This is a genomic window from Sphaerisporangium sp. NPDC005288, assembly GCF_040607475.1.
GTDB classification, from domain to species: domain Bacteria; phylum Actinomycetota; class Actinomycetes; order Streptosporangiales; family Streptosporangiaceae; genus Sphaerisporangium; species Sphaerisporangium rhizosphaerae.
The window spans coordinates 65,449-88,706 of record NZ_JBEXGT010000042.1 but is presented as its reverse complement, the minus strand read 5'-3'; the positions used below and the strand labels follow the sequence as shown (position 1 = coordinate 88,706).

At 72.0% G+C, this 23,258-nt stretch carries 22 protein-coding genes; 8 read left to right on the top strand and 14 right to left on the bottom strand.

Annotation, left to right across the window (positions count from 1 at the left end; genetic code table 11):
* Positions 1-144: 144 nt before the first annotated feature.
* The 3 genes from ABZU32_RS31865 to ABZU32_RS31855 form a co-directional block, all read right to left on the bottom strand.
* Positions 145-1,788: a M28 family peptidase gene (locus ABZU32_RS31865; RefSeq protein ID WP_354927911.1), complete on the bottom strand. Its 1,644-nt coding sequence runs from the start codon at positions 1,786-1,788 to the stop codon at positions 145-147.
* Positions 1,789-2,217: 429 nt separating this feature from the next.
* Entirely contained in the window at positions 2,218-3,693 is a 1,476-nt protein-coding gene (locus ABZU32_RS31860) for an arabinofuranosidase catalytic domain-containing protein (RefSeq protein WP_354927909.1), read from the bottom strand.
* Positions 3,694-4,201: 508 nt separating this feature from the next.
* Complete coding sequence (locus ABZU32_RS31855) at positions 4,202-4,978, bottom strand: alpha/beta hydrolase (protein ID WP_354927906.1); 777 nt, start codon at positions 4,976-4,978, stop codon at positions 4,202-4,204.
* Between the two features lie 90 nt (positions 4,979-5,068).
* Here ABZU32_RS31855 and ABZU32_RS31850 point away from each other — a divergent pair, with 90 nt between their 5' ends.
* Positions 5,069-5,566 (top strand): MarR family winged helix-turn-helix transcriptional regulator, encoded by a 498-nt coding sequence (locus tag ABZU32_RS31850; protein WP_354927903.1) that lies wholly within the window; start codon positions 5,069-5,071, stop codon positions 5,564-5,566.
* 184 nt (positions 5,567-5,750) lie between these two features.
* Here the strand turns inward: ABZU32_RS31850 and ABZU32_RS31845 are convergent, their stop codons facing one another.
* Genes ABZU32_RS31845 through ABZU32_RS31835 form a run of 3 tightly spaced genes read right to left on the bottom strand, consistent with a single transcriptional unit; the run spans position 5,751 to position 8,567 of the window.
* Positions 5,751-6,356, bottom strand: a complete 606-nt coding sequence (locus ABZU32_RS31845) for a GNAT family N-acetyltransferase (RefSeq protein WP_354851813.1) — start codon at positions 6,354-6,356, stop codon at positions 5,751-5,753.
* Positions 6,353-7,825, bottom strand: a complete 1,473-nt coding sequence (locus ABZU32_RS31840; protein WP_354851811.1) for an APC family permease — start codon at positions 7,823-7,825, stop codon at positions 6,353-6,355. The genes ABZU32_RS31845 and ABZU32_RS31840 overlap by 4 nt, the downstream gene beginning before the upstream one ends.
* A gap of 28 nt (positions 7,826-7,853) precedes the next feature.
* On the bottom strand, positions 7,854-8,567 hold the full coding sequence (locus tag ABZU32_RS31835) for a GPP34 family phosphoprotein (RefSeq protein WP_354927900.1): 714 nt from the start codon (positions 8,565-8,567) through the stop codon (positions 7,854-7,856).
* Positions 8,568-9,088: 521 nt separating this feature from the next.
* On the opposite strand from ABZU32_RS31835, the gene ABZU32_RS31830 reads away from it, so the two are divergent.
* Both ABZU32_RS31830 and ABZU32_RS31825 read left to right on the top strand, forming a co-directional pair.
* Positions 9,089-9,619, top strand: coding sequence for a flavoprotein (locus tag ABZU32_RS31830; RefSeq protein ID WP_354851808.1), 531 nt, complete (start codon positions 9,089-9,091; stop codon positions 9,617-9,619).
* Between the two features lie 102 nt (positions 9,620-9,721).
* Entirely contained in the window at positions 9,722-10,570 is an 849-nt protein-coding gene (locus ABZU32_RS31825) for a helix-turn-helix transcriptional regulator (protein ID WP_354927897.1), read from the top strand.
* A 187-nt stretch (positions 10,571-10,757) separates the two neighbouring features.
* Here the strand turns inward: ABZU32_RS31825 and trpS are convergent, their stop codons facing one another.
* From trpS to ABZU32_RS31805, 4 genes are all read right to left on the bottom strand, one after another.
* Positions 10,758-12,002 carry a tryptophan--tRNA ligase gene (trpS, locus tag ABZU32_RS31820; RefSeq protein WP_354927894.1) on the bottom strand — a complete coding sequence of 415 codons (1,245 nt, stop codon included), beginning with the start codon at positions 12,000-12,002 and terminating at the stop codon, positions 10,758-10,760.
* 830 nt (positions 12,003-12,832) lie between these two features.
* On the bottom strand, positions 12,833-13,321 hold the full coding sequence (locus tag ABZU32_RS31815) for an SRPBCC family protein (protein WP_354927891.1): 489 nt from the start codon (positions 13,319-13,321) through the stop codon (positions 12,833-12,835).
* Positions 13,302-13,658 carry a metalloregulator ArsR/SmtB family transcription factor gene (locus tag ABZU32_RS31810; RefSeq protein WP_354851800.1) on the bottom strand — a complete coding sequence of 119 codons (357 nt, stop codon included), beginning with the start codon at positions 13,656-13,658 and terminating at the stop codon, positions 13,302-13,304. Before ABZU32_RS31810 ends, ABZU32_RS31815 begins: the two co-directional genes overlap by 20 nt.
* Before the next feature lie 169 nt (positions 13,659-13,827).
* The gene (locus ABZU32_RS31805; protein ID WP_354927888.1) at positions 13,828-14,691 is read right to left on the bottom strand and encodes an oxidoreductase; all 864 of its coding nucleotides are present in this window, start codon (positions 14,689-14,691) and stop codon (positions 13,828-13,830) included.
* A gap of 113 nt (positions 14,692-14,804) precedes the next feature.
* On the opposite strand from ABZU32_RS31805, the gene ABZU32_RS31800 reads away from it, so the two are divergent.
* Both ABZU32_RS31800 and ABZU32_RS31795 read left to right on the top strand, forming a co-directional pair.
* Positions 14,805-15,704, top strand: coding sequence for a LysR family transcriptional regulator (locus tag ABZU32_RS31800; RefSeq protein ID WP_354927885.1), 900 nt, complete (start codon positions 14,805-14,807; stop codon positions 15,702-15,704).
* A gap of 181 nt (positions 15,705-15,885) precedes the next feature.
* The gene (locus ABZU32_RS31795) at positions 15,886-17,061 is read left to right on the top strand and encodes a glutamate--cysteine ligase (RefSeq protein ID WP_354927882.1); all 1,176 of its coding nucleotides are present in this window, start codon (positions 15,886-15,888) and stop codon (positions 17,059-17,061) included.
* On the opposite strand, the gene ABZU32_RS31790 is transcribed toward ABZU32_RS31795, so the two are convergent.
* From ABZU32_RS31790 to ABZU32_RS31780, 3 genes are all read right to left on the bottom strand, one after another.
* The gene (locus tag ABZU32_RS31790; protein WP_354927879.1) at positions 17,045-18,592 is read right to left on the bottom strand and encodes an NAD(P)-binding domain-containing protein; all 1,548 of its coding nucleotides are present in this window, start codon (positions 18,590-18,592) and stop codon (positions 17,045-17,047) included. The genes ABZU32_RS31795 and ABZU32_RS31790 overlap by 17 nt on opposite strands.
* Before the next feature lie 4 nt (positions 18,593-18,596).
* Positions 18,597-19,160: a hypothetical protein gene (locus ABZU32_RS31785; RefSeq protein ID WP_354927876.1), complete on the bottom strand. Its 564-nt coding sequence runs from the start codon at positions 19,158-19,160 to the stop codon at positions 18,597-18,599.
* 112 nt (positions 19,161-19,272) lie between these two features.
* On the bottom strand, positions 19,273-19,833 hold the full coding sequence (locus ABZU32_RS31780; RefSeq protein ID WP_354927873.1) for a peroxidase-related enzyme: 561 nt from the start codon (positions 19,831-19,833) through the stop codon (positions 19,273-19,275).
* 277 nt (positions 19,834-20,110) lie between these two features.
* On the opposite strand from ABZU32_RS31780, the gene ABZU32_RS31775 reads away from it, so the two are divergent.
* Positions 20,111-20,506 carry a nuclear transport factor 2 family protein gene (locus ABZU32_RS31775; protein ID WP_354927870.1) on the top strand — a complete coding sequence of 132 codons (396 nt, stop codon included), beginning with the start codon at positions 20,111-20,113 and terminating at the stop codon, positions 20,504-20,506.
* A 159-nt stretch (positions 20,507-20,665) separates the two neighbouring features.
* On the opposite strand, the gene ABZU32_RS31770 is transcribed toward ABZU32_RS31775, so the two are convergent.
* On the bottom strand, positions 20,666-21,361 hold the full coding sequence (locus tag ABZU32_RS31770) for a carboxymuconolactone decarboxylase family protein (RefSeq protein WP_354927867.1): 696 nt from the start codon (positions 21,359-21,361) through the stop codon (positions 20,666-20,668).
* Between the two features lie 230 nt (positions 21,362-21,591).
* Between ABZU32_RS31770 and ABZU32_RS31765 the strand changes: the two genes are divergently transcribed.
* Together ABZU32_RS31765 and ABZU32_RS31760 are read left to right on the top strand one after the other, a co-directional pair.
* On the top strand, positions 21,592-21,855 hold the full coding sequence (locus ABZU32_RS31765; RefSeq protein WP_354851779.1) for an acyl-CoA carboxylase subunit epsilon: 264 nt from the start codon (positions 21,592-21,594) through the stop codon (positions 21,853-21,855).
* Positions 21,856-22,113: 258 nt separating this feature from the next.
* Complete coding sequence (locus ABZU32_RS31760; RefSeq protein WP_354851777.1) at positions 22,114-23,106, top strand: DUF1702 family protein; 993 nt, start codon at positions 22,114-22,116, stop codon at positions 23,104-23,106.
* Positions 23,107-23,258: the final 152 nt, after the last annotated feature.

Here is a 23,258-nt window from a genome sequence, read left to right as displayed (position 1 = left end):
CGTCCGCTCGCGCCGCCGGTCGGCGGGGCTCGGCCGGCGCGGCTCCGCCGGAGTTCCTCCGGCGGAGCCGCCGGCCGCGGGATGCCGATCCCTGGCCGTGCCGGTGCCGCTCGTTCCGCTCGGTTCGCGGCGTCCCGGCCCGCCTCAGACGGTGATGCTCCACGTGTCGAGGTAGCCGGTGTCGAGCCGGTAGTCGTCGGTCACCTGCAGCGTCCAGGTCCCCGCGGCCGTCTGGCTGACCGGGACCGAGTAGGTCCGGGTGCCGTAGGAGGTGCAGGACGTGCCGCCGCTGCTGTCGATGGTGTAGTACGTCCCGTTCGGGCCGCGCAGGCGGATCCGCAGGTCCTCGGCGCAGGTGTGCGAGATCGTCACCCTGACCTGGACCGGCGAGACGGCACCGCCGGTCGCGGTCGAGGTGACCGGGCTGTTGATCGTCGACAGGTCGTTGATGGTGTAGTCGGCGTCGTTGGTGAAGGTCCGGCTCCCGCCCGTGCCGCTGACCGTGAGCGTCCACGTCGTGGTGCGAGTGGCGGTCTCGCCGGTGCCGGTGACGGTGATGGCGTAGGTGCCGCTCGGCGTCGAGGGCGAGGTGGCGAGCGTGAGCGTCGAGGAGCCGCCGGAGGTCACCGAGGCCGGGGCGAAGGTGGCCGTGGCGCCGCCCGGCAGCCCGGACGCCGTCAGGTTCACCGTCTGGGCGGTGCCCGACGTCGTCGCGGTGCTGATCGTGGTCGTGGCCGTCTGGCCCGCCTGCACCGAACCCGAGGCGGGGGCGGCGCCGATCGAGAAGTCCCTGCCGGTGGAGGTGCCCACGGCCTGGGTCCAGATCGCGTACGCCAGGGCGTCGCCGGCCCGGTCCAGGATGGTGTCGTTGATGTTGGCCGTGGTGTCGCACGAACGGTGGTAGCAGGAGTCGTACGCCCGTCCGGATGTGCCGCCCCACTTGGCCGCCTGCGCCGAGGTCTTGGTGGCGCTCGCGCCGGCCGCGACGCCGGAGGTGGCGATGCCCGCGTTGCGGAAGGAGGCGTCGTCGGAGCGGTTGGCGCCCTCGGTGTTCTCCTCCGGTGCGAGGCCCAGGTTGGTGTAGAACGCGCGCAGGTCGGCGGCGGCCGCGGTGGTGATGTTGTTGATGAAGTACCCGCCGTTGGGCGAGCCGACCATGTCGAAGTTGAGGTACTGCTTGATCTTCGAGCGATCGGCCGAGCTCAGCGAGGTGACGTAGGCGCGCGAGCCGAGCAGGCCCTGCTCCTCGTCGCTCCACCAGCCGAACCGCACATGCTTGCTCATCGACGGGCGCTGCGCGGCCAGGGTCAGCGCGACCTCCAGGAGCATCGACGACCCCGAGCCGTTGTCGTTGATGCCGGGACCGGCCGAGACGCTGTCCAGGTGGGCGCCGGACATGACGACCTGGCTCTCGTCCCCGCCGGGCCAGTCGGCGATCAGGTCGGGCCCCGCGCCGCTGGTACACCCCGGGGTGCAGGTCACGCGCCGGGTCGTGTAGCCGGCGGCCTGCAGTCGTTGCTCGACGTAGGCGACCGACGCGGTGTAGCCCGGGCCGGTCGACCTGCGGGTGCCGCCGTTGGCGTCGGCGATGCTCTGCAACTGGCTCAGATGGGCCTTGATGTTCTGCAGGCTGACGTCGGGAGGCGCCAGGGCGGTGACGGGGGCGCTCGCGGGTGCGCCGTTCCGGGTGCTTCCCGGTGGCGCCTGGGCGGTCGCGGGGGTCGTGGACGACAGCAGGCCGATCAGGGCCATGGCGACGGTCGCCGTGAGCGCAGCGGTGCGCCTCATGCGGATCTTCCTTTCTCGGCGTCCCACGGCCGCGCCCGCGCCGTGGACGCGGGCAGCGCTCATCGCGCCGTCACGAACAGCGGAAACGGCGTGGAGGTGGGACTGGGGGTGGGAAAAGGAATGCTCACACGCCGGATGGGCCGGGTGCGCCGGACACGCCGGTCGGTGGCCGAGACTCCCGCGGCGCCGGCACTCCCCGGGCGCGGAGTGAGGTTGTACCGCCGGTACGGCTACGACGTTGCACGACGCTCCTGACCTCCGAGGGGCGGTTCTCCTTGTGCGCGACGGTAGAACCCCACCACCGAGCCGTACATACGTAGCGACGTCCGTACATATACGGAAAAGCCCGACCGGGGGGTGCCCGGTCGGGCGCGGTCGCCGGCCACGGCCCGCCCCCCGGGTGTCCGGTGGTGGCGGGCCGTGCCGGGCTCAGCGGTAGCCGGCGGCGACGATGTTGGCGTGCACGGCGTTCTCGGCGGCGTCGGAGGGATAGCCCGCGACCATCGCCCCCTCGTAGAACGTCCCCACGCTCTGGTTCCTGTTGTCGATGCAGCAGTCACCGCCGCTGCCGAGGATGATCGCCCCCTGCTTCTTCATCGGGCTGTATCCCCTGGGCAGCGAGCCGTCCCACAGGGTGGTCAGGCCGCCGGACTGCGCGTTGCCGCCCTTGATGGCGAAGCGGGAGGTGCCGTTGTTCTTCAGCGTCGCGGTGACGAACTTGCTGGTGAAGGCCCGCTGGTTGGGGTTCCAGGAGCTGCTTCCCCCGGGGTAGAGCCCGTATTCGAGGTCGGCCTGCACCCAGGGGCCCGAGCCGGAGCAGCCGCCGAACCAGCAGCTGGTGCCGAAGTAGATCGCGTCCATGGCGCCGGCGCCGTCGGCTCTCCTGGTCGTCTCGCTGTTGCCGTAGTCGAAGCAGCATCCGCTGTTGACGTGCGTGCCGCTGGTCACCATGTACATGCCCTCGGGCGCGCTGCCGGTGGGGATGCCGGTGGTGTGGCCGTCCCGCCAGTAGCTGCTCGACCCGGGGATGAAGAGCGAGTAGGCCTTGCTGTTGCCGACCGTCAGCGACTCCTTGGTCGCGCTCGCGGGGGAGACGGCGCCGCCGACGCCGCCGGACCCCTGGTAGCCGAGGTTGTTCCCGCGTCCGGACTGGTCGAAGATGATGGTGACGACGCACGAGGTGCCCGCGCAGAAGGAGTCCTGGGACGCGGCGTTGGCGACGCCGCCCGTGCTCAGCACGCCGATGTTGCGGGTGGTGTTGTCCGACGAGCGCCTGACCTGGTACAGGCTCCCGCTGTAGGAGCGGTAGAGCGCCCGCGTCATGCTGTGCGCGGCCACACACGGCGTACCGCCCGCGGCGTAGATGTCACACGGCAGATCCGAAGCCTGCGGCGTCGGAGTGGGTGTGGGTGTGGGTGTGGGAGTGGGCGTCGGGGTCGGGTTGGGCGTGGGCGTCACCGTCGGCGTGGGAGTGGGCGTCGGCGAGCCGGTCACGCCGCCGGTGCAGGTCGTGCCGTTGAGCGCGAAGCTCGCCGGCACCGGGTTGCTGCCGCTCCAGGTGCCGTTGAAGCCGAAGCTCGTGTTCGCGCCGGTGCCCAGCGACCCGTTGTAGGAGGCGTTGGTCACGGTGACCTGGGCGCCCGACTGCGCGGCCGAGCCGTTCCACAGCTGGCTGATGGTCTGCCCCGCCCCGAACGACCAGGTCAGGCGCCAGCCGTTGATCGGGTCGCCGAGGTTGGTGATGGTGACGTTCGCCCCGAAACCGTCCTGCCACTGGTTGGTCACCGCGTAGTCCACGCGGCATCCCGCCGCGGCTTGGACGGCGGGCGCGGTCAGCGCGCCGACGGCGCTGATCGCCAGGGCGACCCCGGCTGCCAGCCAGAGCCGTACGCGGGGAATCTTCATGCGTGCTCCCAAGGATGCGTTCTACGAGAAAGGGTGGCTGTTAGCGTTCACATGCGAGCGACGACGCCACGTGGCCTGGGAGGAAGGTGCGGCCGCCGGGCGCACGGCGATGCTCGAAGAACCATCTTGTGAGCGTTAACAGCGTAGTCGCCGCGCTGATCCTTCTCTGTCGACGGTGCTTACGGTGATGCGGCGGAGCAAATACGACGCCGTCCGGGGGCGTCAAGCCGCGGGTCCGGGCCCTCGGGCCGCCGGGCGCGGTCCATGGCCGTCTGGCTGGGCGAGGAAGCACCGCCTCACCTGCACCGTACTGAAACTTTCAGCTCCACCGTCCCGACGGAGGAGGGGATGCCCGGCCCATCGAACGTAACCGCTACGGGGCACGCGGTCCCCGCAGCCCACGGCTCTCCGCCGCTGGGCGCTGCCCGAAACGTTCGGGGTGCCGCCCTGCCACGTTGCCCCGGGGGGTCACCGCGTGAGCCTCCGCCGGGCAGGGGTGGCCGGGGTGTCACACGGTGCGGAGGAAGTCCTCGAGGGCCTGGTGGTAGGTGGCGGGGCGTTCCATGTTGGGGTAGTGGGCGGCTCCGTCGATGGAGACGGCGCGGCCGTCGGCGACGGCGCCGGCCAGGCGTACGGCCATGGCGATGTGGTCGGGGGAGTCGGCGGCGCCGTTGATCGCCAGCACCGGCACGTCGATCTCGGCGACCCGCTGCCAGGTGTCGCGCACCGGCACGAGCAGGTGGGGTTCGCCGGCGGCGTGCTTGGACATGGTGCTCCTGGCCATCCGGCGCAGCCGGCTCACGACCCGCGGATCGAGATCGGCGAGCGTGCGGTGCGGGCCCGCGGCGAAGGCCATGAACCCCTCGACCGAGGCGTCCAGGTCGCCGGCGGCCATCGCCGCGTGCCACGCGGTCATGGCCTGGACGGTCCAGGGGTCGGTGAAGTACGGCTCGCTGGTCCCGGCTCCGGTGACGACCACGGCGACGACCAGGTCCGGGTGCTCCAGCGCGGTGTCGACGGCGAGCCCCGCCCCCATGGAGACGCCCACCAGGACCGCCGGGCCGGTGCCCAGGTGGCGCAGCAGCGCGGCGAGGTCGTCGGTGGGCCGGTACGGCTCGGTGGCGTTGGCGGAGCGGCCATGGCCCCGTGCGTCGGGAGCGATGACGCGGTACCGGGAGGCGAGGACCGGAATCTGGTCGTCCCACATGCCGTGGTCCACGTAGCCGCCGTGGAGCAGGACGAGGGGCCGGCCGGTGCCGGTGTCGAGCCAGAACACGTCATTCATGACACCTAGGGTGTCATCTTTGCCGCGTCATGACAACCTAGGTGTCATTGTGGTACGGAAGGATGACACCCAAGGCGTCATGATGGTGGAGTGAGCGAAACAGGTCGCGACCCGGCGGCCGATGAGTCGGCCGATGAGTCGGCGGACGGGCTGGCCGGGCGGCTCGTCGAGGTGTTCGACCTGATCGGACCGCTGTACCGGCGGGCCTATCGCAAGGTGGAGCAGGATGCGTCCATCGAAGGCCTGCCGGTCGGCGTGCGGGCCGTGCTCACCCTGCTCCATGAGCACGGGCCCATGACGGTTCCGCAGATGGGCCGGGCGCTTGCGCTGAGCCGCCAGTTCGTCCAGCGGACGATCAACGATGCGGCCGCGCGGGATCTCGCCGAGCCGATCCCCAACCCGGCGCACAGGAGGTCCTCCCTCATCCGGCTGACCGATGATGGCCGGGCCGCCATCGCCGCGGTGACCGGCCGCGAGCAGGCGGTGCTGCGCCAGGTCGCGGGCGACGTGACCGGCGCCGACGTCGACGCCTGCGTCCGCGTGCTGTCGCGCCTGCTCCGGCATCTCGACGACGTCGACGTGGACTGAGCCGGCACAGGGGCGGCCGGACGCGACCGGACGACGGACGGGGTGAGCGGGGTGGAGGACGGGCACGGGGGGTGAGCGGTCGGTCACAGGGCGGTGACGGCACGCGGTGGTGGACGGGTACGGGTGGGGGAGGGACGCGGGTGGAGGCCGGGCCGCCGGCCTCCACTCCGCTACGGCAGGCTCGTCACGCCGGGGCGTCCGGGACGCCGGGGGAGGGGGCGCGCCACATGGGGTACATGAGCGGGCCGTCCGGCAGGCGCAGGGGTTCGGGAAGGTCCGCGTAGCCGTGGCGCAGGTAGAGCCGGCGGCTCGCCTCGCTGCTGGCCTCCAGGTAGGCCGGCATCCCCTCGGCGTCCAGCAGCCGGTGGTGCTCGCGCAGCAGCAGGCTGCCGAGGCCGCGACCGGTACGTCCCGGGACCAGCGCGATGAACGCCAGGTAGTGGTGCGGCTCGTGCGGATGGAGCTTGTCCATCAGCTCGCCGAGGACGCCGAACCGCCCGGCGTGCTCCCCGGCGAAGGAGGCGATGGCCTCGTCCTGGCCGGGGATGTCGGGGAACGGCGCGGTGAACCAGACCGCGACCCCGGCGAGCTCGCCCGACTCGTGGACCCCGTAGATGCGGCCGTGGGCGAGCGCGTGCTCGGCGTGCATGGTGAAGAACCGCCGCTGGATCGGCAGCCGGTCGGGCGGCGAGGGGATGAGCCAGCGGGAGATCGCGTCGCCGCTGAACGTGCCGGCGATGATCTCGCCGGCCCGCGCCGCGTCCGTCAGGCGGGTGATCTCGGCCGTCACTTGGCGCTCCCGCCGACGGCCTGGGCGCCGAGGCCGATGTTGGCGTACACCCCCGGCCGGGTGGCCTTCAGCACGCGGCCCCACACCAGGCCGAAGACGATGGCGACGACGAAGATGCCGGGCAGGATCCAGCGGATGACCGAGTCCGGCGCCACCCCGAGCACCGTGTCGAAGTTGATCAGCGTCATCCCGATGATCACGCACAGGGCCAGCGTGGCCAGGGCCGGGGCGATCCGCGTGCGCCACGCCGTCTCCCGCGAGGGGTTCTTGGCGAAGAAGACGATCACCGCGATCGAGGTGACGGTCAGCAGGGTCAGCAGCCCGAGGCCGCCGAACGCGCCGAAGGTGAAGAACAGCTTCGTGACCGGGTCCAGGCCGCTGACCGCGTAGATGACGATCACGATCAGCCCGAGCGCCGTCTGCAGGATCGACCCGGCCAGCGGGGCGGCGGTGCGGGCCGAGGTGCGCCCGAACACCGAGGGGATGACGTTCTCGCGGCCCAGGGCGAAGATGTAGCGGGCCGTGGTGTTGTGGAAGGCGATCATGCACGCGATGCTGCTGGTCACGAACAGCACCGAGCCGATCGTCGCGACGGTCCCGCCCATGTGCGCGGCCGCCTGGCCGAAGATCAGCGTGGGCCCCTGCTCGGTCGCCGCCTTGACGATCCCGTCCGGCCCGGTCGGCACCGTCTGCGCCCAGGCGGAGATCGAGTACAGCACCGCGATGATCCCGATGCCGAGGTAGGTGGCGAGGGGCACGGTCCTGTCGCGGTCCTTGGACTCCTCGGCGAAGACCACCGAGGACTCGATGCCGGCGAACCCGGCGACGACGGTGGCCAGCGCGGCGCCCACGCCGGGCACGAACAGCGAGCCGGGGGTGAACCCGTCGAAGGTGACGCCGGCCGGCCCCGCGTGTAACACGTCGGCGACGTCGAACACCAGGACGACGGTGATCTCGCTGATCAGCAGGACCGACAGGATCTTGCCGTTGACCTCCACGCGGAGCAGGCCGGCCAGCCCGGTCAGCGCCCACGCCACCAGTCCGATCACCCACCACGCGGGCGAGGCGCCGAACCAGTCGCGCAGCAGCGGCTCGGCGGCCGAGCCGATGATGCCGTACAGGCCGAGCTGCAGCGCGTTGTAGGCCAGCAGCGCCACCCACGCGGTCGCCACCCCCTGCGTGCGGCCGAGCCCCTGCGCGGCGTAGGCGTAGAAGGCGCCCGCGTTCACCACGTGCCTGGCCATGGTCACGTACCCGACGGCGAAGAGCGCGAAGACCGCGCCCAGCAGCAGGAACGCGAACGGCACGCCGAGGACGCCCGTCACCGCGTAGGCCGTCGGGACCGAGCCCGCGACGACCATCAGCGGCGCGGCCGCGGAGATGACGAAGAACACGACCGACGGGACGCCGAGCCGGTCCTTGGCCAGCGCGGCGGACACGACGCTGGGGCGTTGCTCTGTGAGGGACATTCGCGACTCCGTGAGATGGGGAAGGGGGTCACCGGCGGCTGATGACGGCCTGGCCGACGACGACCTCGGTCTGGACGATGAGCCTCTGCAGCGGTGGGGAGAGCGTGGCGAGCATGGCGGTGACGAACGCGGGGTCGTGGTCCCACAGCGCCCGCTTGGCGCCGCCGGTGGCGGCGAAGAGCCCGTAGAGGACGCGGTCCCTGATGGAGGGCGGTTCGCGCCGCTGGACGGCGAGGTTGAGGCGGGCGAGCGGCCACGCGGCGGCGTTCACGTCCGCGGGCGCCGCGGGCTGCTTCTTCAACAGGTGCCGCGCCGGCGGGTTGAGGAGCTTCGCGGCGATCATCCGGTTGGTGACGTCGGTGTAGATGGTGGAGGCGAAGAAGACGAGCCAGGTGGTCACCGGATGCTGCGGCTCTTCGATGATGTGGCGCAGCACCTTGTGCGTGAGCGGATCGCTGGTGGCGTGCCGCGCGGTCGCGTAGAGGCGGTCCTGGCCGGACGCCAGGTCGAGAGTGACCCGCTCGGCCAGCATCAACTCGCCGACCACGGCGCCCGCGAGCGCCAGGCTCGCGAGGCGAGGATGCAGCCGTGGACGGCCCGTCACGTCGTCGTGCATGACGAAGAACAGATCGTGCGCCAACGATGGGCGGGAAAAGTCACCATCAACCACGATCGGTGATGATATAGGCGATCTGTTGTATCTGTCGTCGATGAATAGCCGGAAATCCGCGATGAGTGGCATGCCGCAGATCCCATAATCAGGAGATATGTGGCAGAGGTTCCGCTTTGACGTCAATGTATGGTATCCCGATTTGCGGGAAAGGTGACATATCTGGAATGACGGGGGTGGATGTCCGGGTTGACCTTTGGGGATGGGCGGGCTAGCCGATCCGCGTCGCCGCTCGTGGACGCGGCGTGGAGCACGCCGCGACGGCGCGCTTGCGGATTCCGGTTCACCGAATCGGGGTTTCGGTCCCGGTCAATTCCAGGGTCCGCCGTCGTGCGAATGGCGGACGGGGTGTCCGTCGCCGCGGCTCCACGAGGCCGGCCGGGAAACGACCGCCGCGATTTACCGGCATAACGTGATAGCGGCGGAGCCCGGCCCATCAAACCGAATGCCGCTCACCCGCTCACCGCTCGTCACCCGCTCACCCGGTCACCTCACCCGCTCACCGCTCACCCGCTCGACGGCGCCCGCGCCCGTGGAGGAGGTGCGCGGCTCCGGCGGGTGCGCCACCGGTCGCGCCGGGGCAGAGTAGGCGTGTGAGCAAGGTCCTCTACGTCATCGTGTGCGCCGCCGGTCCGGCCGCGGACGCCGGCGAGTTGGTCTCCCTCGGCCAGGACGCCGGCTGGGTCGTCCAGGTCGTCGCCACTCCGTCCGCGCTCGACTTCATCGACGTGCCGGCCCTGGAGAGGCGGACCGGGCGGCCGGTCCGCAGCCGGTACCGCAAGCCGTACGAGCCCAAGCCGCCACGGGCCGACGCGATCATCGTGGCCCCCGCCACCTACAACACGATCAACAAGTTCGCCCAGGGCATCGCCGACACCTACGCCCTCGGCCTGCTGGCCGAGGCGCCCGGCCTCGGCATCCCGGTCGTCGTGCTGCCGTTCGTGAACAGCGCGCTGGCCGGCCGGGCCCCCTTCCGCGACAGCGTCGGGCGTCTGCGCGCCGAGGGCGTCCAGGTCCTCATCGGCGCCGGAGCGTTCGTGCCGCACGACCCGAGCGCCGTCCACACCGGCGCCTATCCCTGGCACCTGGCCCTCGCCGCCCTTCCGGCACCCGCGCGGGACTGATCCGGCGCGCCCTCCGGCCACCGGTGAGGCGCGGACGCGGCGGGAGGCCGGCCGCGACGAGGAGGCGGGAGGTCACGACCTGGGACGACGTATAGTCCGCTGGTGAGCGGTTACGAACTGGCGGAGTTCCTGCGGGCGCGCCGCGCACGGCTGAACCCCGCCGACGTCGGCATGCCCGGCGCGGGGCCGCGGCGGGTCGCAGGGCTGCGGCGCGAGGAGGTCGCCGTCCTCGCCGGGGTCAGCGCCGACTACTACACCCGCCTGGAACAGGGCCGGGAGCGCAACCCCTCGGCGCAGGTCGTGGACGCCCTCGCCCGGGCCCTGCGCCTGCACGCCGACGCCCGCTGGCACGCCTACCGGCTGGCCGGCCTGGTGCCCAGAGACCTCCGCTCAGAGCAGGCCGACCAGGTCGACCCTGCGCTGCTCCGCCTGATGGACGGCTTCCCCACGGCCGTCGCGTACGTGGTCAACCGGCGCCTTGAGGTCCTGGCCGCCAACGCGCCGGCCCGTGCCCTGACCGCCCCCCTCGGCGAACCGCGCGACATGGTGCGCGCGCTGTTCCTCGACCCGGCGGCGCGGCGGCTGTTCGCGGAATGGCCGGCCGTCGCGCGGGACACGGTGGGGGCGCTGCGGCTGGCCGCGGGACTCGACCCGGACGACACGCGGCTCGCCGCGACGGTGGAGGAGCTGACCGCCGCGAGCGAGGACTTCGCGCGGATGTGGCGCGAGCACGCCGTCAGCGGCCTCGCCGGCACCTCCAAGCTCTTCCACCATCCGGACGCGGGCCGCTTCCGGCTCGGCTACCAGACCTTCGACGTGCGCGGCGCCCCCGGCCAGCAGCTCCTGGTCGGCGCCGCCGAGCCGGGCACCCCGGACGCCGGGTCGCTCGCCCTGCTCGCATCCCTGTACCCCGTGGGCGAGGGCCGGGAAGCGCGCCGCGAAGGCGGCTGACGGCTCCCCACGGCCGGGCCCTCTCCGCCCCAATACCCCGCGCCACGGTCCCGCCACCCGGACGCAGGCGCTCGTCGCCCGGAGGCGGCGGGCCTGTCGTGCGGAGGCCGCGGGCCCATCGCCCAGATGCCGCGGGCCTGTCGTGCGGAGGCCGTGGGCCCGTATCGGGGCTGCTCGGGAGGGCCGTTCAGTACAAGGTGCCCATGGCGGCCCGCACCTCCCTCAAGGTCGTCTCGGCGATGGCGCTCGCCCGCTCGCCGCCTTCGCACAGCACCCGGCGGACGTGGCCGCGGTCCTCGGCGTACATCGCGCGGCGGGCGCGCATCGGCGCCAGGTGCTCGTTGACCGCTTCGGTGGCCGCCGCCTTGAGCGCCGACGCGCCGGCGCCGCCGATGTCGTCGGCCACCTGGCGCGGGTCGCGGCCCAGGCACAGCGCGGTCAGCAACACGAGGCTTGAGACCTCGGGCCGCGTCTCGGGGTCGTAGGTGATGTGCCGCTCCGCGTCGGTCCTCGCGCCCCGGATCAGCCGCGCGGTCTCGTCGGCGCCGGCCGCCAGCGCGATGGCGTTGCCACGGCTCTTGCTCATCTTGGCGCCGTCGGTGCCGAGCAGCAGCGGAGCCGCCGAAAGCAGGGCCTCCGGCTCGGGAAGCACCGCCCTGCCGCCGCCGTAGCGGTTGTTCAGCCTCCGGGCGACGACCCGGCTCAGCTCGAGGTGCGGAAGCTGGTCCTGTCCGACCGGGACGAGATTGGCCTTGCAGAACAGGATGTCGGCGGCCTGGTGGGCGGGATAGGTGAACATCAGCCCGCTGACCGCCGACCGGCGCGAATGAGCGATCTCGTCCTTGACCGTCGGGTTGCGGCTGAGCTCCGCGACCGAGACCAGGCTCAGGAACGGCAGGAGCAACTGGTTGAGCGCGGGGACCGCGCTGTGGGCGAAGATCGTGCTGCGGGCCGGGTCGACGCCGACGGCCAGGTAGTCCAGCACGAGCTCCTCCACGTGCTCGGCGAGCCGGTCGGCGACGTCGCGGTCGGTCAGCACCTGGTAGTCGGCGACGACGACGAACAGCTCGACGCCGAGGTTCTGCAGGCGGACGCGGTTGTGGAGGGTGCCGAAGTAGTGGCCGAGGTGCAGCCGGCCGGTCGGACGGTCGCCGGTCGAGATCCGGAACCCGCGCGGGTCCCGCCGGATCAGCTCCTCCAGCTCGGCGCTGCGCAGCCGGGCGGCCCGCACGCCGAGCACGTCCGAGGGCGCACGCCCTTCTGACGCGGCCCCGGACGCGGTCCCGGACGGGGGCTCGAACGTGGAGGCGGGCCCGGACGCGAACGGGATTGCGGACGCGAGCGCGGAGGCGGATGTGGACCTGGACGTGGACCTGGACGTGGGCGCGATGAAGGGCCGGGGCGAACGGATCGGGTCGGTGGTGCCGGTCATGGTGTGGCTCCCTGGTGGGCGAGGTGGGTGGGATGGCCCGCCGGCCGCCGGGACGGCCCCCTTGCCGGGTGGTTCAGGGAGAACACCAGAAAGGGCCGTCCGTCAGAACGGCCCTGCGCGTGCGAGAGAGGTGGCCGCTCCTACGAGGAGCGCCACCAGCTCACGCACTGCGGACGATGCATGGGATCAGTCTAGGCCACCCGGTGCCGCCGGCCCAGGGACCGGCCCGCCCTGCCGCGCGAGGTCCCCCATGCCGTGGTGGATGCCCTCATCGACTCCCACTAGGGCGACAAACTCGACCAACCCCCCGGTTGGCAGCAGAGCCATGAAAGGGCCCACCCCGCAAGCAGTCGGGGTGGCTAGCCATGGCTGCCCACCCCCATCACCACCGGCCACGCGGGGAGTCACCAGGACCCCGGCCGGGCCCACTTTCCTGCTCCAACCGGCCGTCTCATCGGCACGAATGTGACGAGAGCGGTCCCGACTGTGTCCTCCACCTCATACGGCGACGGTCATGTTTCTGGTGCCGGCCCGGGTGTTGCTCGGGTTTGTCGTTGTACGAGGGGATGCCACGGACCTGCTTGCCGGCGATCAGGCCGGTGCACGGGTCACCCATCCCCGACCTCGTGTAGCCAGGGGGAGAGCTGGGTGGGCAGCCGTGGCTTGCCACCCCGATTGCTTGCGGGGTGGCCTTTTGTCGGTCCGGTGAGGGTGATGCGCGTCTGGGAGGAGCGAAGCCGCCGTCGTGGTGGGTGCGGCGGCGGCTTCACGGCTTGGCCTGCCAAGGACGCGTCCAGGGAGCGGACGATCCCGGTGGCGAGGTGGGCGGGTCAGGCCAGGGACTGGGCGACCAGTTCCAGGTGGTCCATGGCCTCCTGCATGCCGCCTTCCATGCCCGAGCCGATGTGCGCGTCGCGCGACTCGCGGCTGTCGTGCTCGATGAGCGAGGCGAGCGTCGTGCGCCCGTCCTTCTCGCTGAACACGGTGGTGACCAGGGCCGCCTTGTCGGGCATGCCCTCGTAGACCTCCGTCGCCACGATGCGCTCGTGCGGGACGATCTCGCGGTACTCGCCGTGGAACCCGACCTCGAACCCGCCGTGCGCCGTCAGCACGTAGCGCCAGGCGCCGCCGACGCGCAGGTCGACCTCGGCGAGCGTCACCTCGCCCCGTTCGCCGCCCCACCAGCGCCTGATGAGCTCGGGCGTGGTCCAGGCCCGGTAGACCAGGTGCCTGGGAGCGTCGAACTCGCGCGTGATCAAGATCTGGGTGTCCGCCGGGAGCGTGACCACCGCCGTACCGCTACTCGCCTTCGTCGCCATCGCGTCGCTCCGTTTCCTTGAGTTCCTCCAGCACGACGTCCATCAGGTCGAAGCGCTGCGACCAGGTGTGCTCGTAGCCCCGCACCCAGTCGTGAATGGACTTGAGCGGCCGGCCGTTGAGCCGGTAGAGGCGTTGCCGTCCCTCGTCGCGCACGTCGACCAGCCCGACCTCTCTGAGCACCCGCAGGTGCTTGGACACCAGGGGTTGGGGAAGGCCGAGCAGCCCGACCAGGTCGCCGACCGACCGCTCGCCGCCGACCAGGGCGTCCAGGATCTCCCGCCGCCGGGGCTCGGCCACCGCGTTGAACGCGTCCGTCGTCGTCGCCGCTCGTGCCATGGCCCAATCGTATTCCCATATGGGCATACGTGCAAGGCGAGTGCGTCCGGGATCGGCACATCACGGGGAACGGGCCCCGCCGGGACGGCGGTCAGCCGAACGCGGTGTCGCGCGCGACCGGTTCCCTTGGTCAGCCGAACGCGGTGTCGCGGGTGACCGCCTCCCATGGTCAGTCGAACGCGGTGTCGCGCGCTACGGGCTCCCAGGCCAGCAGCTCCGCGCGCACGCGGTCCGCGTGGGACACCAGCGCGTCCACCGCGTCGTCGCCCAGGGGCAGCCGAAGCGGCACCGGATCCGCCTGAAGGGCGGCGAGGATGGCCGCGGCGGCCTTGGCGGGGTCGCCGGGCTGCTTGCCGTCCGCCCCCGAGGCCATGGACCGGGTGGGCCCGACGGTCTCCCGGTAGGCCTCCATGGCATCCGACCGGTACAGGGCGTCACCGAAGAGGCCGGTCCTGAACGCCCCCGGCTCGACGATCAGCACCTTGACGCCGAAAGGCGCGACCTCCTCGGCGAGCGCCTCCGACAGCCCTTCCAGCGCGCACTTGGTCGCCGAGTACGCGCCGAACCCGGCGAAGGACAGTTGGCCGCCCATGCTGCTCATCTGCACGATGGCGCCCGAGCCCTGGCGGCGCATGTGCGGCAGCACCGCCCGCACGAGCGCGACCGGCCCGAACAGGTGCAGTTCCATCAGGTCGCGCAACTCCTTGTCGGTGGTCTCCTCGACCGCGCCGATCTGGCTGCGCCCGGCGTTGTTCACCAGGACGTCGACGCGGCCGTACCAGAGGATGACCTCGGCGACCACGGCCGCGACGCGCGCGGGGTCGGTGACGTCCAGTCGCAGGGCCGCGGCGCGGCCGGGGTGCGCGGCCACCAGGTCGTCGATCGCCTCCGGCCTGCGCGCCGTGGCCACCACGGTGTCGCCGGCCGCCAGCGCCGCCTCGGCGATCGCCCGTCCGAAGCCGGAAGAGGCTCCGGTGATCAGCCATACCCTGCCCGCCGCCGGGCGGGCGGGGGCTCCGTTGTCCACGGTCATTCGTCCATCTCCACGCTCAGGGGTCTGTTGAGGTCTCCGTTATGCCGTGAGCCGTGGCCGGCCGTCCAAGACAGAAGATCGGCGGTCCGATAAACAGCGTTTATCATCGCAGGATGGAGCTACGGCAGCTGCGCTACCTGGTCGCGATCGACGAGGCGGGGAACCTCAGGCGGGCCGCCGAGACGCTGTACGTGAGCCAGCCCGCGCTGTCCTACTCCTTGCGCACCCTGGAGTCCGAGCTCGGCGTGCGGCTGTTCGACCGGCACGCCGGCGGGGTGACCGCGACCGACGCCGGGAGGGACGTCGTGGCCGAGGCGCGGCGCACGGTCGCCCAGGCCGGGCGGGTGACGGCCGCCGCCGAGCGGCACCGGCGCGGCGAGACCGGCGTGCTGCGGGTCGGCTTCGAGGCCAGCGGCGCGGGGCGGCTCACCACCCGTGCCAGGGCCGAGTTCGCCCGCCGCAACCCCGGCGTCCGGGTGGAGCCCAAGCGGTTCGACTGGGGCCAGGAGGCCGCCGCCCTGCGCGAGGGCCGGGTGGACGTGGCCTTCGTCTGGCTGCCCGCCGACCTCGCCGGCCTGCGCGCCGAGGTCGTGCACACCGAGGAACGGGTCGTCGGGCTGCCGTCCGGGCACCGGCTCGCCGGGCGGGACGGCGTGTCGGTCCTGGAGGTGAACGACGAGCCGCTCATGTGGACCGAACGGGCGCCGCGCGCCTGGGTGGACTGGTGGGCGGTCAACCCCCGGCCGGACGGGTCGGCCCCGCGCTGGGGGCCGACCAACGACAACGTGGAGGAGATGCTGGAGCAGGTGGCCGAGGGCGCCGCCATCTGCTTCGCCCCGGCCAGCATGGCCATCTACTACGCCCGTCCCGACCTGTCGTGGGTGCCGCTCACCGACGTCGAGCCGCTGCGGGTGGCCCTGGCCTGGGCGGACGGCGCGGACGCGGCCCTCGTGCGGGGGTTCGCGCAGGTCGTGCGCGAACTGACCTCCGGCGGCACGGCCCTGGTGTCCTGACCGCTGGCCGCCGGGCCCTGAGGGCTTCGCGTCCCCCGCGACGGCGCAGCCGCCGGTCGCCCCACCCCGATCGGGGGGCCGGGGCACCCCATTGAGGCTGCGGGAGGAAGATCTGGATGGGTAGCGTGTCGGGAGTCGGCAGACGAGCCCGCAGGACGGGCCGAGCTTTCCTGGAGTAGTGATGACGGCCACCCTCGACGCACCGCCGCCCGTGCCTTTCGACGCGGTCTGCCCGCTGATGGGAGTGGAGGAGGAGTACCTGGTCGTCGACCCGGCGACGCGCGAGGTCAGCCCGTGGGGCGCGCGCATCGTCGAGCGCGCCGCCGTCACGATGGGAGACCGGGTCTGCACCGAGATCACCAAGTTCCAGGTTGAGGCGAAGACCGCCCCCTGCGCGGGCGTGGCCGAGCTGGAGGGCCAGCTGCGCCGCATGCGGGCGGCGGTGGCCGCGGCGGCCCGCGAGGAGGGTCTCGCGCTGGTCGCCTCCGGCACCGCGGTCCTGGGCCAGGTCGTGCCGCCGCCGATCAACGACGACCCGCGCTACGGAGTCGGCGTGGCGACCTACCGGGCGCTGCACGACGAGCTGAGCATCTGCGCGGGCCACGTCCACGTGCACCTGCCCGACCGCGAGCGGGCCGTGCTGGTGGGCAACCACGTGCGCCCCTGGCTGCCGGTGCTGATCGCGCTGATGGCCAACTCGCCGTTCTGGGCCGGCCGCGACACCGGGTACGCGAGCTGGCGGACGCTGTCGTGGGGCAAGTGGCCGGTGGCCGGGCCGCCGCCGTACTTCGGCTCCCTCCGCGAGTTCGACGAGACCATCTCCGCGCTCACCGAGATGGGCGCGCTGGTCGACCCCGGGACGATCTTCTGGGACGTCCGGCCGTCGGCCCGGCTGCCGACCCTGGAGGTCAGGGTCACCGACGTCCCGGCGACCGCGGAGGAGTCGGCGCTGCTCGCGGCGCTCGTGCGGGCTCTGGTCGTGGTCTCGCTGGAGCGGGTCGAGCGCGGCGACCCGGGGCCGCCGCTGCCCGCCGAGCGGCTGCGCGTGGCGTACTGGCGGGCGGCCCGCGACGGGCTGGACGGGCACGGCGTCGATCCGGTCACCGGGCGGCTGCGCCCGGCGGCGGAGCTGCCCGGCGTCCTTCTGGAGCACGTGCGCCACGCGCTCGCGGCCACCGGCGACCTGGACCTGGTCACCCGGCGGCTCGAACGGCTGGCCGCAACCGGGACGGGCGCCGCGCGCCAGCGCGCCGCCCATGCCCGCCGTGGCCGCTTCACCGACGTCGTCGACCATCTCATCGACCACCTGGTCCCGGCCGGGGACGACGGTGAGCGCGGGGTCACAGGTAGCCGGTGAGGAACTCCTGCAGAGGGGCGACGTGCCGGACGGGGTCGCGCCACTGGGCCAGGAGGTCTTCCAACAGGTGGCGTTCGGCCACCTGCTCGCCGTGCCGCCAGACGCGGACGACGGGGTGCAGGAAGGCGCTCTCGTGGGCCCGCTCCGGGGTGGGGTGCCGCTTGATGGCGAACACGTCGTCGTGGCGGTCGCGGCCCCAGCGCAGGGTGACGGTGAAACACAGCGGGTGCTCGGCGAACCGCTCGGCGGCGTAGTCCTCGGGCAGGTCCTGGTAGTGCGTGACGGTCCCGGCGTCCGGGTTGACGACGTAGGCGTCGCACAGGTACTCGAACTGGGTCCACAGCGCCGAGCTCCAGTTGACCCGGTCGAGCATGGTGGCGGTCAGCCGGCCGGGGTCGGGCGGCAGCGCCTGCCGGTCGAGCGGGACCGACTCGTACCGTTCGGCGAGCAGCGCGGCCATGGTGCGCAGGTTGTAGCGGAACCCGTCGATGAACGCCGAGGAGGCGCGCTTGAAGTCACGGGCCTGCATGAGCGTGCCGGCGAAGTACAGGCCGTCCACGTTGGCCGACTGGAAGTCGGGGCGGATGGCGGGCATGCGCCCGCTGGGCGTGAGCTCGGGACGGCAGGACTCGCCGAACAGGGAGGTGTCCATGGTGAACCCGGTGCAGCGGATCACCGCGTCGTACTCCAGCAGCGCCTGCTCGCCCTCGGCGAGGGTGTAGGTGATGGCGGCCTTGTAGGCGTCGCCCTCGCGCCAGATGCGGTCGACCGTGCACTCGAGGACGCCGTGCAGGGTCTTGAACCAGTAGCTGTCGAGCAGGGCGCCGTACTGGCCGCGCACATTGCCCGGGTGCTTGGTGTTCCACGCCAGGGTGACCGGGCTGGGGCTGGCGAGGTGGATGATGGCGGCGTCGCCGAGCATCGAATGGGCGGTCTCGAACGCCGAGTTGCCCTTGCCGATGATGAGGACGCGCTTGTCGGTGAACTGCTCTCCCGACGTCGGGACGTCCTCGTAGCCCATGGCCAGTTCGATGCCCGGGATGTCGGGGATGTTCGGCCCGCCCCAGCCGGTGGCGACGATCAGGCACTCGGCGCGGACCACCTCGCCGCCGGCCAGGTGCGCCAGGAAGACCCCGCCGGTCTTCTCGACGCGCTCGACCGGCGTCCCGTAGCGGACGTTCAGCGCGTGCTCGCGCTGGAAGTCGGCCAGGTAGCGCACCAGGTCGTCGGCGCAGGGCAGGTACTCCTGCGAGTAGCGGGGGAAGGTCAGCTCGGAGGAGTCGCTGAGCAGGGAGTTCCAGTCCCAGCGCAGCAGGATCTCCGGGTCCTTCTCGGTGGTGTGCACCTTGTTCAGCGAGATGAGCCTGCGGTGGCGCGGGAATCGCCGGAAGAACCCGCCGGGGGCCTGCTCGCGCTCCAGGGTGAGGTAGTCGGCGCCGGCGCGCTGGAGGTAGTAGCTGAGCTGCAGTCCCGCCGGGCCGGCCCCGATGATCAGATAGCGGACGCGCCCGTCCTGTCCGGTGATGGCCACGGGCTCAGGCCGGGACGGTGGCGCAGGAGCAGTTCATCCGCTCCCGCTCGTCGGGACGGGGACGGCGGTGCAGCCACATGGCCACGACCATGGGCACGAAGACGACGGCGTTGTAGAACAGGTGCAACTCCACGCGGGGCACCAGCAGCTGGATGATGCTGGTCGGCACCGGCCGGCCGAGCAGGTGGACGCCGGTCAGCGCCTGCAGCAGCAGGAGCAGGTGCTCGAAGTGGTGCCACACCTGGATGCCGAGCGAGATGGTCCACCAGGTGAGCGCCCGCCCGGTGAAGCCCTTGCGCAGCACGATCAGGCCCACCAGCATCAGCAGCGCGTAGCCGTAGTGCATCCACTCGGAGGTCACCAGCCACGGGAACGGCAGGCCGAGCACGCCGCGCGCCTCGGGCACCGGCCAGCCCATGACGTAGATCTGGACGGCCTGCGCCACGTGCTCGGCCCAGTGGGCGAGCACGATGAACAGGAACACGTTCAGGCCGAGCCGGTGGTGGTCGGTGTTCAGCGAGGTGATCAGGTCGTGCCGGTGCGGTAAGGCGCTGGAGTGGCTGGCCATGGTTCCTCCGCGGTCGTCGGGTCGGTCGCCGCCGGGCGCGGCCGTCGCGCTCCGTGCCCCGCGCGGCGGGGGCATGCGTGGGCGCCGGCCCGCCGGCGGGCCGGCGCGGCCGTCAGGAGCGGCGCTGCGCCTCCGCGAGCAGGGCCAGGTAGCCGTCGGCGACGATGCGCTCGGCCCGGGCCGCGTAGGAGGCCGGGTCGTCGGGGGCGATCGTCGCCAGGCCGTCGACGTAGCGGTTGTACATGCAGAACGCCGCGGCGATCAGCACGGTGTCGTGGATCTCCAGATCGGTCGCCCCCTCGGCGCGGGCGGCGGCCACGTGCTCCTCGGTGACCTCGCGCCCGCCGCGCTGGACGGCGGCGGCGATGCCGAGCAGGGCCCGCAACTTGGGCGTGACGGGCGCGCTCGCGAGGTCGGCGCGGACCTGTTCGACCAGTTCCATGCCCTCGGGAAGCTGCGCGGCGGCGTAGGCGGCGTGCGAGGAGAAGCAGTAGCGGCACTGGTTGAGCGAGGAGACGTACGCGGCGATCAGCTCGCGCTCGCCCGGGGTGAGAGTGCTCTCGGCCCGCAGCAGCACCTCGACCAGCGCGTTGAGCGGGCCGGCGGTCTCGGGCCGGAACCGGAACAGGCCACGGATACCGGGCTCGTCGGTGGTAAGGGTGATGTGGGGCATGGCAGTTTCCTCGCCGTCGTGCAGTTGAGGCCTTTCACGCAGCCCCACGTGCGCATTTCATCCGACAAACGCTCATGCTCGCCATTCGACCACCCGGCTGTCAATGGCTGTTTTCGGACACCCCTTAATGGCTTGACTGTGCCCCTTAAATCCTGTTGTCCACACCGGTATGGCTATATGGTAAGTATGTCCTCACTCCCTTGTTTGCGGGTAAAGGCCCGGCGTAGCGTCACCACGTCGCCCCCAAACGATCCGCACCATCATGAGGAGGCCGTCCATGTCCGAACACCCCAACGTCAACCCGGTCCGCGAGATCTACGACGCCATCGCCAAGGGCGAACTGGACTACATCCGCGACAGTCTGCTCGCCGATGAGGCGTCCTTCCACGTACCCGGCCGCGGCCCGCTCGCCGGCACGTACAAGGGCAAGGAAGAGGTCCTCGGCTACCTGGCGAAACTCGCGAATCACACCGGGAACTCACTGCGCTACGACCCCGACACCTTCCTCGCCGACGACGGGCACGTCGCCGCCCTGCTGCGCATCAGGGGTGACCGCGACGGCAAGGAGCTGGACGAGCGCGGCGTCCACGTGTTCCACGTCACGGACGGCAAGATCACCGAGCGGTGGAGCTTCCCCTACGACACCCACGTCATCGACGAGTTCTTCGCATAGGCGACCGAGGCGTCCGGGGCGCCCGAGGCGTCCGGGGCGCCCGGATCACCGGCCCGGCGCCATGCGGGCCGCCGCCTTCTTCGCGGTGGCCCGCGGCGCGATGACCGCCCGGTCCGCCCGGCTCGTGCCGGCGCGGGCCGGGCGGTCGTGGTGCCGCCGTCAAGCCTGCGCCTGCGACTCGGCGAACACGGCGAGATAGCCGTTGGCCATCTTCGCCCGCGCCGCGTAGACCTCCGGATCGTCCGGCGCGAACGTGGCCAGGCCGTCGACGTAGCGGTTGTACATGCAGAAGGCCGCCGCGATGAGCACCGTGTCGTGGATCTCGACGTCGGTCGCGCCCGCCGCGCGCGCGTCGGCCACCTGCCGCCGGGTGACCTTCTTCCCGCTCTCCTGCACCGACGCGGCGATGGCCAGCAGCGCTCTGAGCTTCTCGGAGACCGGGGCGGTCGAAAGGTCGGCGCACACGTGCTCCACCAGCATCATGCCGTCGGGGGAGCGCACGGCGGCGAAGGCGGCATGGGTGTAGAAGCAGAACCGGCACTGGTTGAGCGCCGAGACATAGGCCGCGATCAGTTCGCGTTCCCCGCGGGTCAGCGTGCTGTCACCGCACAGCAGCACCTCCGACAGGGCGTTCAACGGAAGCGCCGCGTCCGGGCGGTACCGGAACAGGCCGCGAATGCCCGGTTCGTCGGAGTTCAGCGCGATGTGCGGCTCCTCGGGGCTCGGCGCGCCCAGCGGCACCAGGGGAGGCCGGGCGGGCCATTCCAGCCCACAGGACAATCCGGCCGTCTGAGGCAGGGACTCAAGGTCGACGGACACGTTCGAGCGGACAGGTAGGGCCAATGCGTTCGACATTGCGGATCCTTTCGGCAGCCAACTGAGCTCGCACGTTCCACTGTGCGCTCGGCCCCGTCCCCGCAGACAGAGGTTCGGAGGTCAGCAAGCTGCCGGGGGACTTCCGTTTCCTGCAGGCCGCCCCCCTTGACGTCCCCGGCGCGAGCAGGTCAGCACGGCAGGAGATGCGCCGGGCGGGGGTGGGAGTGAGGCTGGGAGAGCGGGTCATCCGAGCCGGGAGGGCGGCGACTGTGACGCAGGGCTTCTACCTGAAGGTGGTACGCGGCAACCCGACGGCCGAGGAGCTGGCCGCGCTGATCACGGTGCTCAGCGCGCGCGCCGCCTCGCGGACCGGCGGGGACTCCGGCGCACACCCGTCGCAGGGCGGCGCCGCCGACGCCGGCCACGCGCCGGAGACCGTCTCGGCGTGGCTGGACGGATCGCGCACGGCGCGCAAGCCGTCGGCTCCGAGCGCCAGTGCCGCGGCCTGGCGGGTCAGCGGCTGGGCCGGCTGACCGCTTTCGACATACTCGCTCGCGAGCCCCCGCAATCGCGGGGGCTCGCTGCTTTTCCGGTGCCTCGTACCGCTTACCCGGGTCGCCGGGACGGCCTGCCGGAGGATCTTCGCCCGCGCCCGTAAGGCAGGCCATTACAGATCATGACTTAGCTTCGCAATACGGGAGATGTCGCGAAACTCCTTCGCATATCACCATTAAATGGTCCAGCTGAGGGTGCGGAACCGTCATCGGCTGACGGCGAAGACGAGGAGCATTATGCCTACCCTGTTCGGTTCATTGCGCAGGCTCGTGCTGACTCCGTCGCTGGCCGACGTGACATTCGGCGTGCGCGGCTTTCCCGCCGTCCCGTCGGAGGCGACGCGACGGCTGGAGGCCATCCCGCGGGCGGTGATCTGCGGGTTCGAATGGGGGATCGACGCGCGCGACCAGTGGGAGGTCGAGCGCCGCCTCGAACTGGTCGACCAGGAGCACCGGGGGTTCGCCTACGAGGGCGCGACGATGGCGTTCACCGTGCTGGACGCCATGGCCGGCGGGCGCGGCCACCGCACCCGCGACCTGCTGCTCGGCCCCGGGCAGCCGCACATCTTCCTCACCTACATCGGCATCGGCTTCGCCATGGCCCGCCTGCCCCGGCCGCTGTGGAAGAAGGTCATGCCCGACCTCAGCGGCTCGGCGTACTACCCCACGATGAGCTGGCTGGCCGTCGACGGCTACGGGTTCGACCGCGCCTACTTCGAGACCCCCCGCTGGGTGGACCAGCAGCGGGTGCCCGCGCCGTACGCCTGGGAGGGCGACCCCGAGTACTTCCTGCGGGCCGTCGACCAGGGCATCGGCCGCGCCCTGTGGTTCATCCACGGCGGCAACGTCCCCGGCATCGCGTCCCGCGTCGAGGGCTTCGCGGCCCACCGGCGGGCCGACCTGTGGAGCGGCGTCGGACTGGCCGCGACCTTCGCCGGCGGCTCGACGCCCGAGGGACTGGCCGCGCTGCGCCACGCCGCGGGGGAGTACCGGCCCGAGCTGGCCCAGGGCGTGGTCTTCGCCGCCAAGGCGCGTGACTTCTCCGGCTTCGTGCCCGAGCACACCGAGGCGGCCACCTCGGTGCTGGCCGAGCTGTCGATGGAGGCCGCCGTCGCGCTGGCCGACGCCACCGCGGTGGAGGCGGGCCCCGGCGCCGTGCCGGCCTACGAGCTGTGGCGGCGCGCGGTGCGCGCGCACTTCGTCACCGCCGGCGAGCGCATCCCGGGCTGACCGCCGCCGTCGTCTCCTTTTCCGCCGGCGCCGGCCGGCGGAAAAGGTCATTCTCGCATGCGCGGGATCAGACCCCATAAGGGTGCGGAGGTCATTTCCGCGTGCCCGGGAAACGGAAATGGCGCTACGCCGAGTGAGCACGTTTGAAGTGG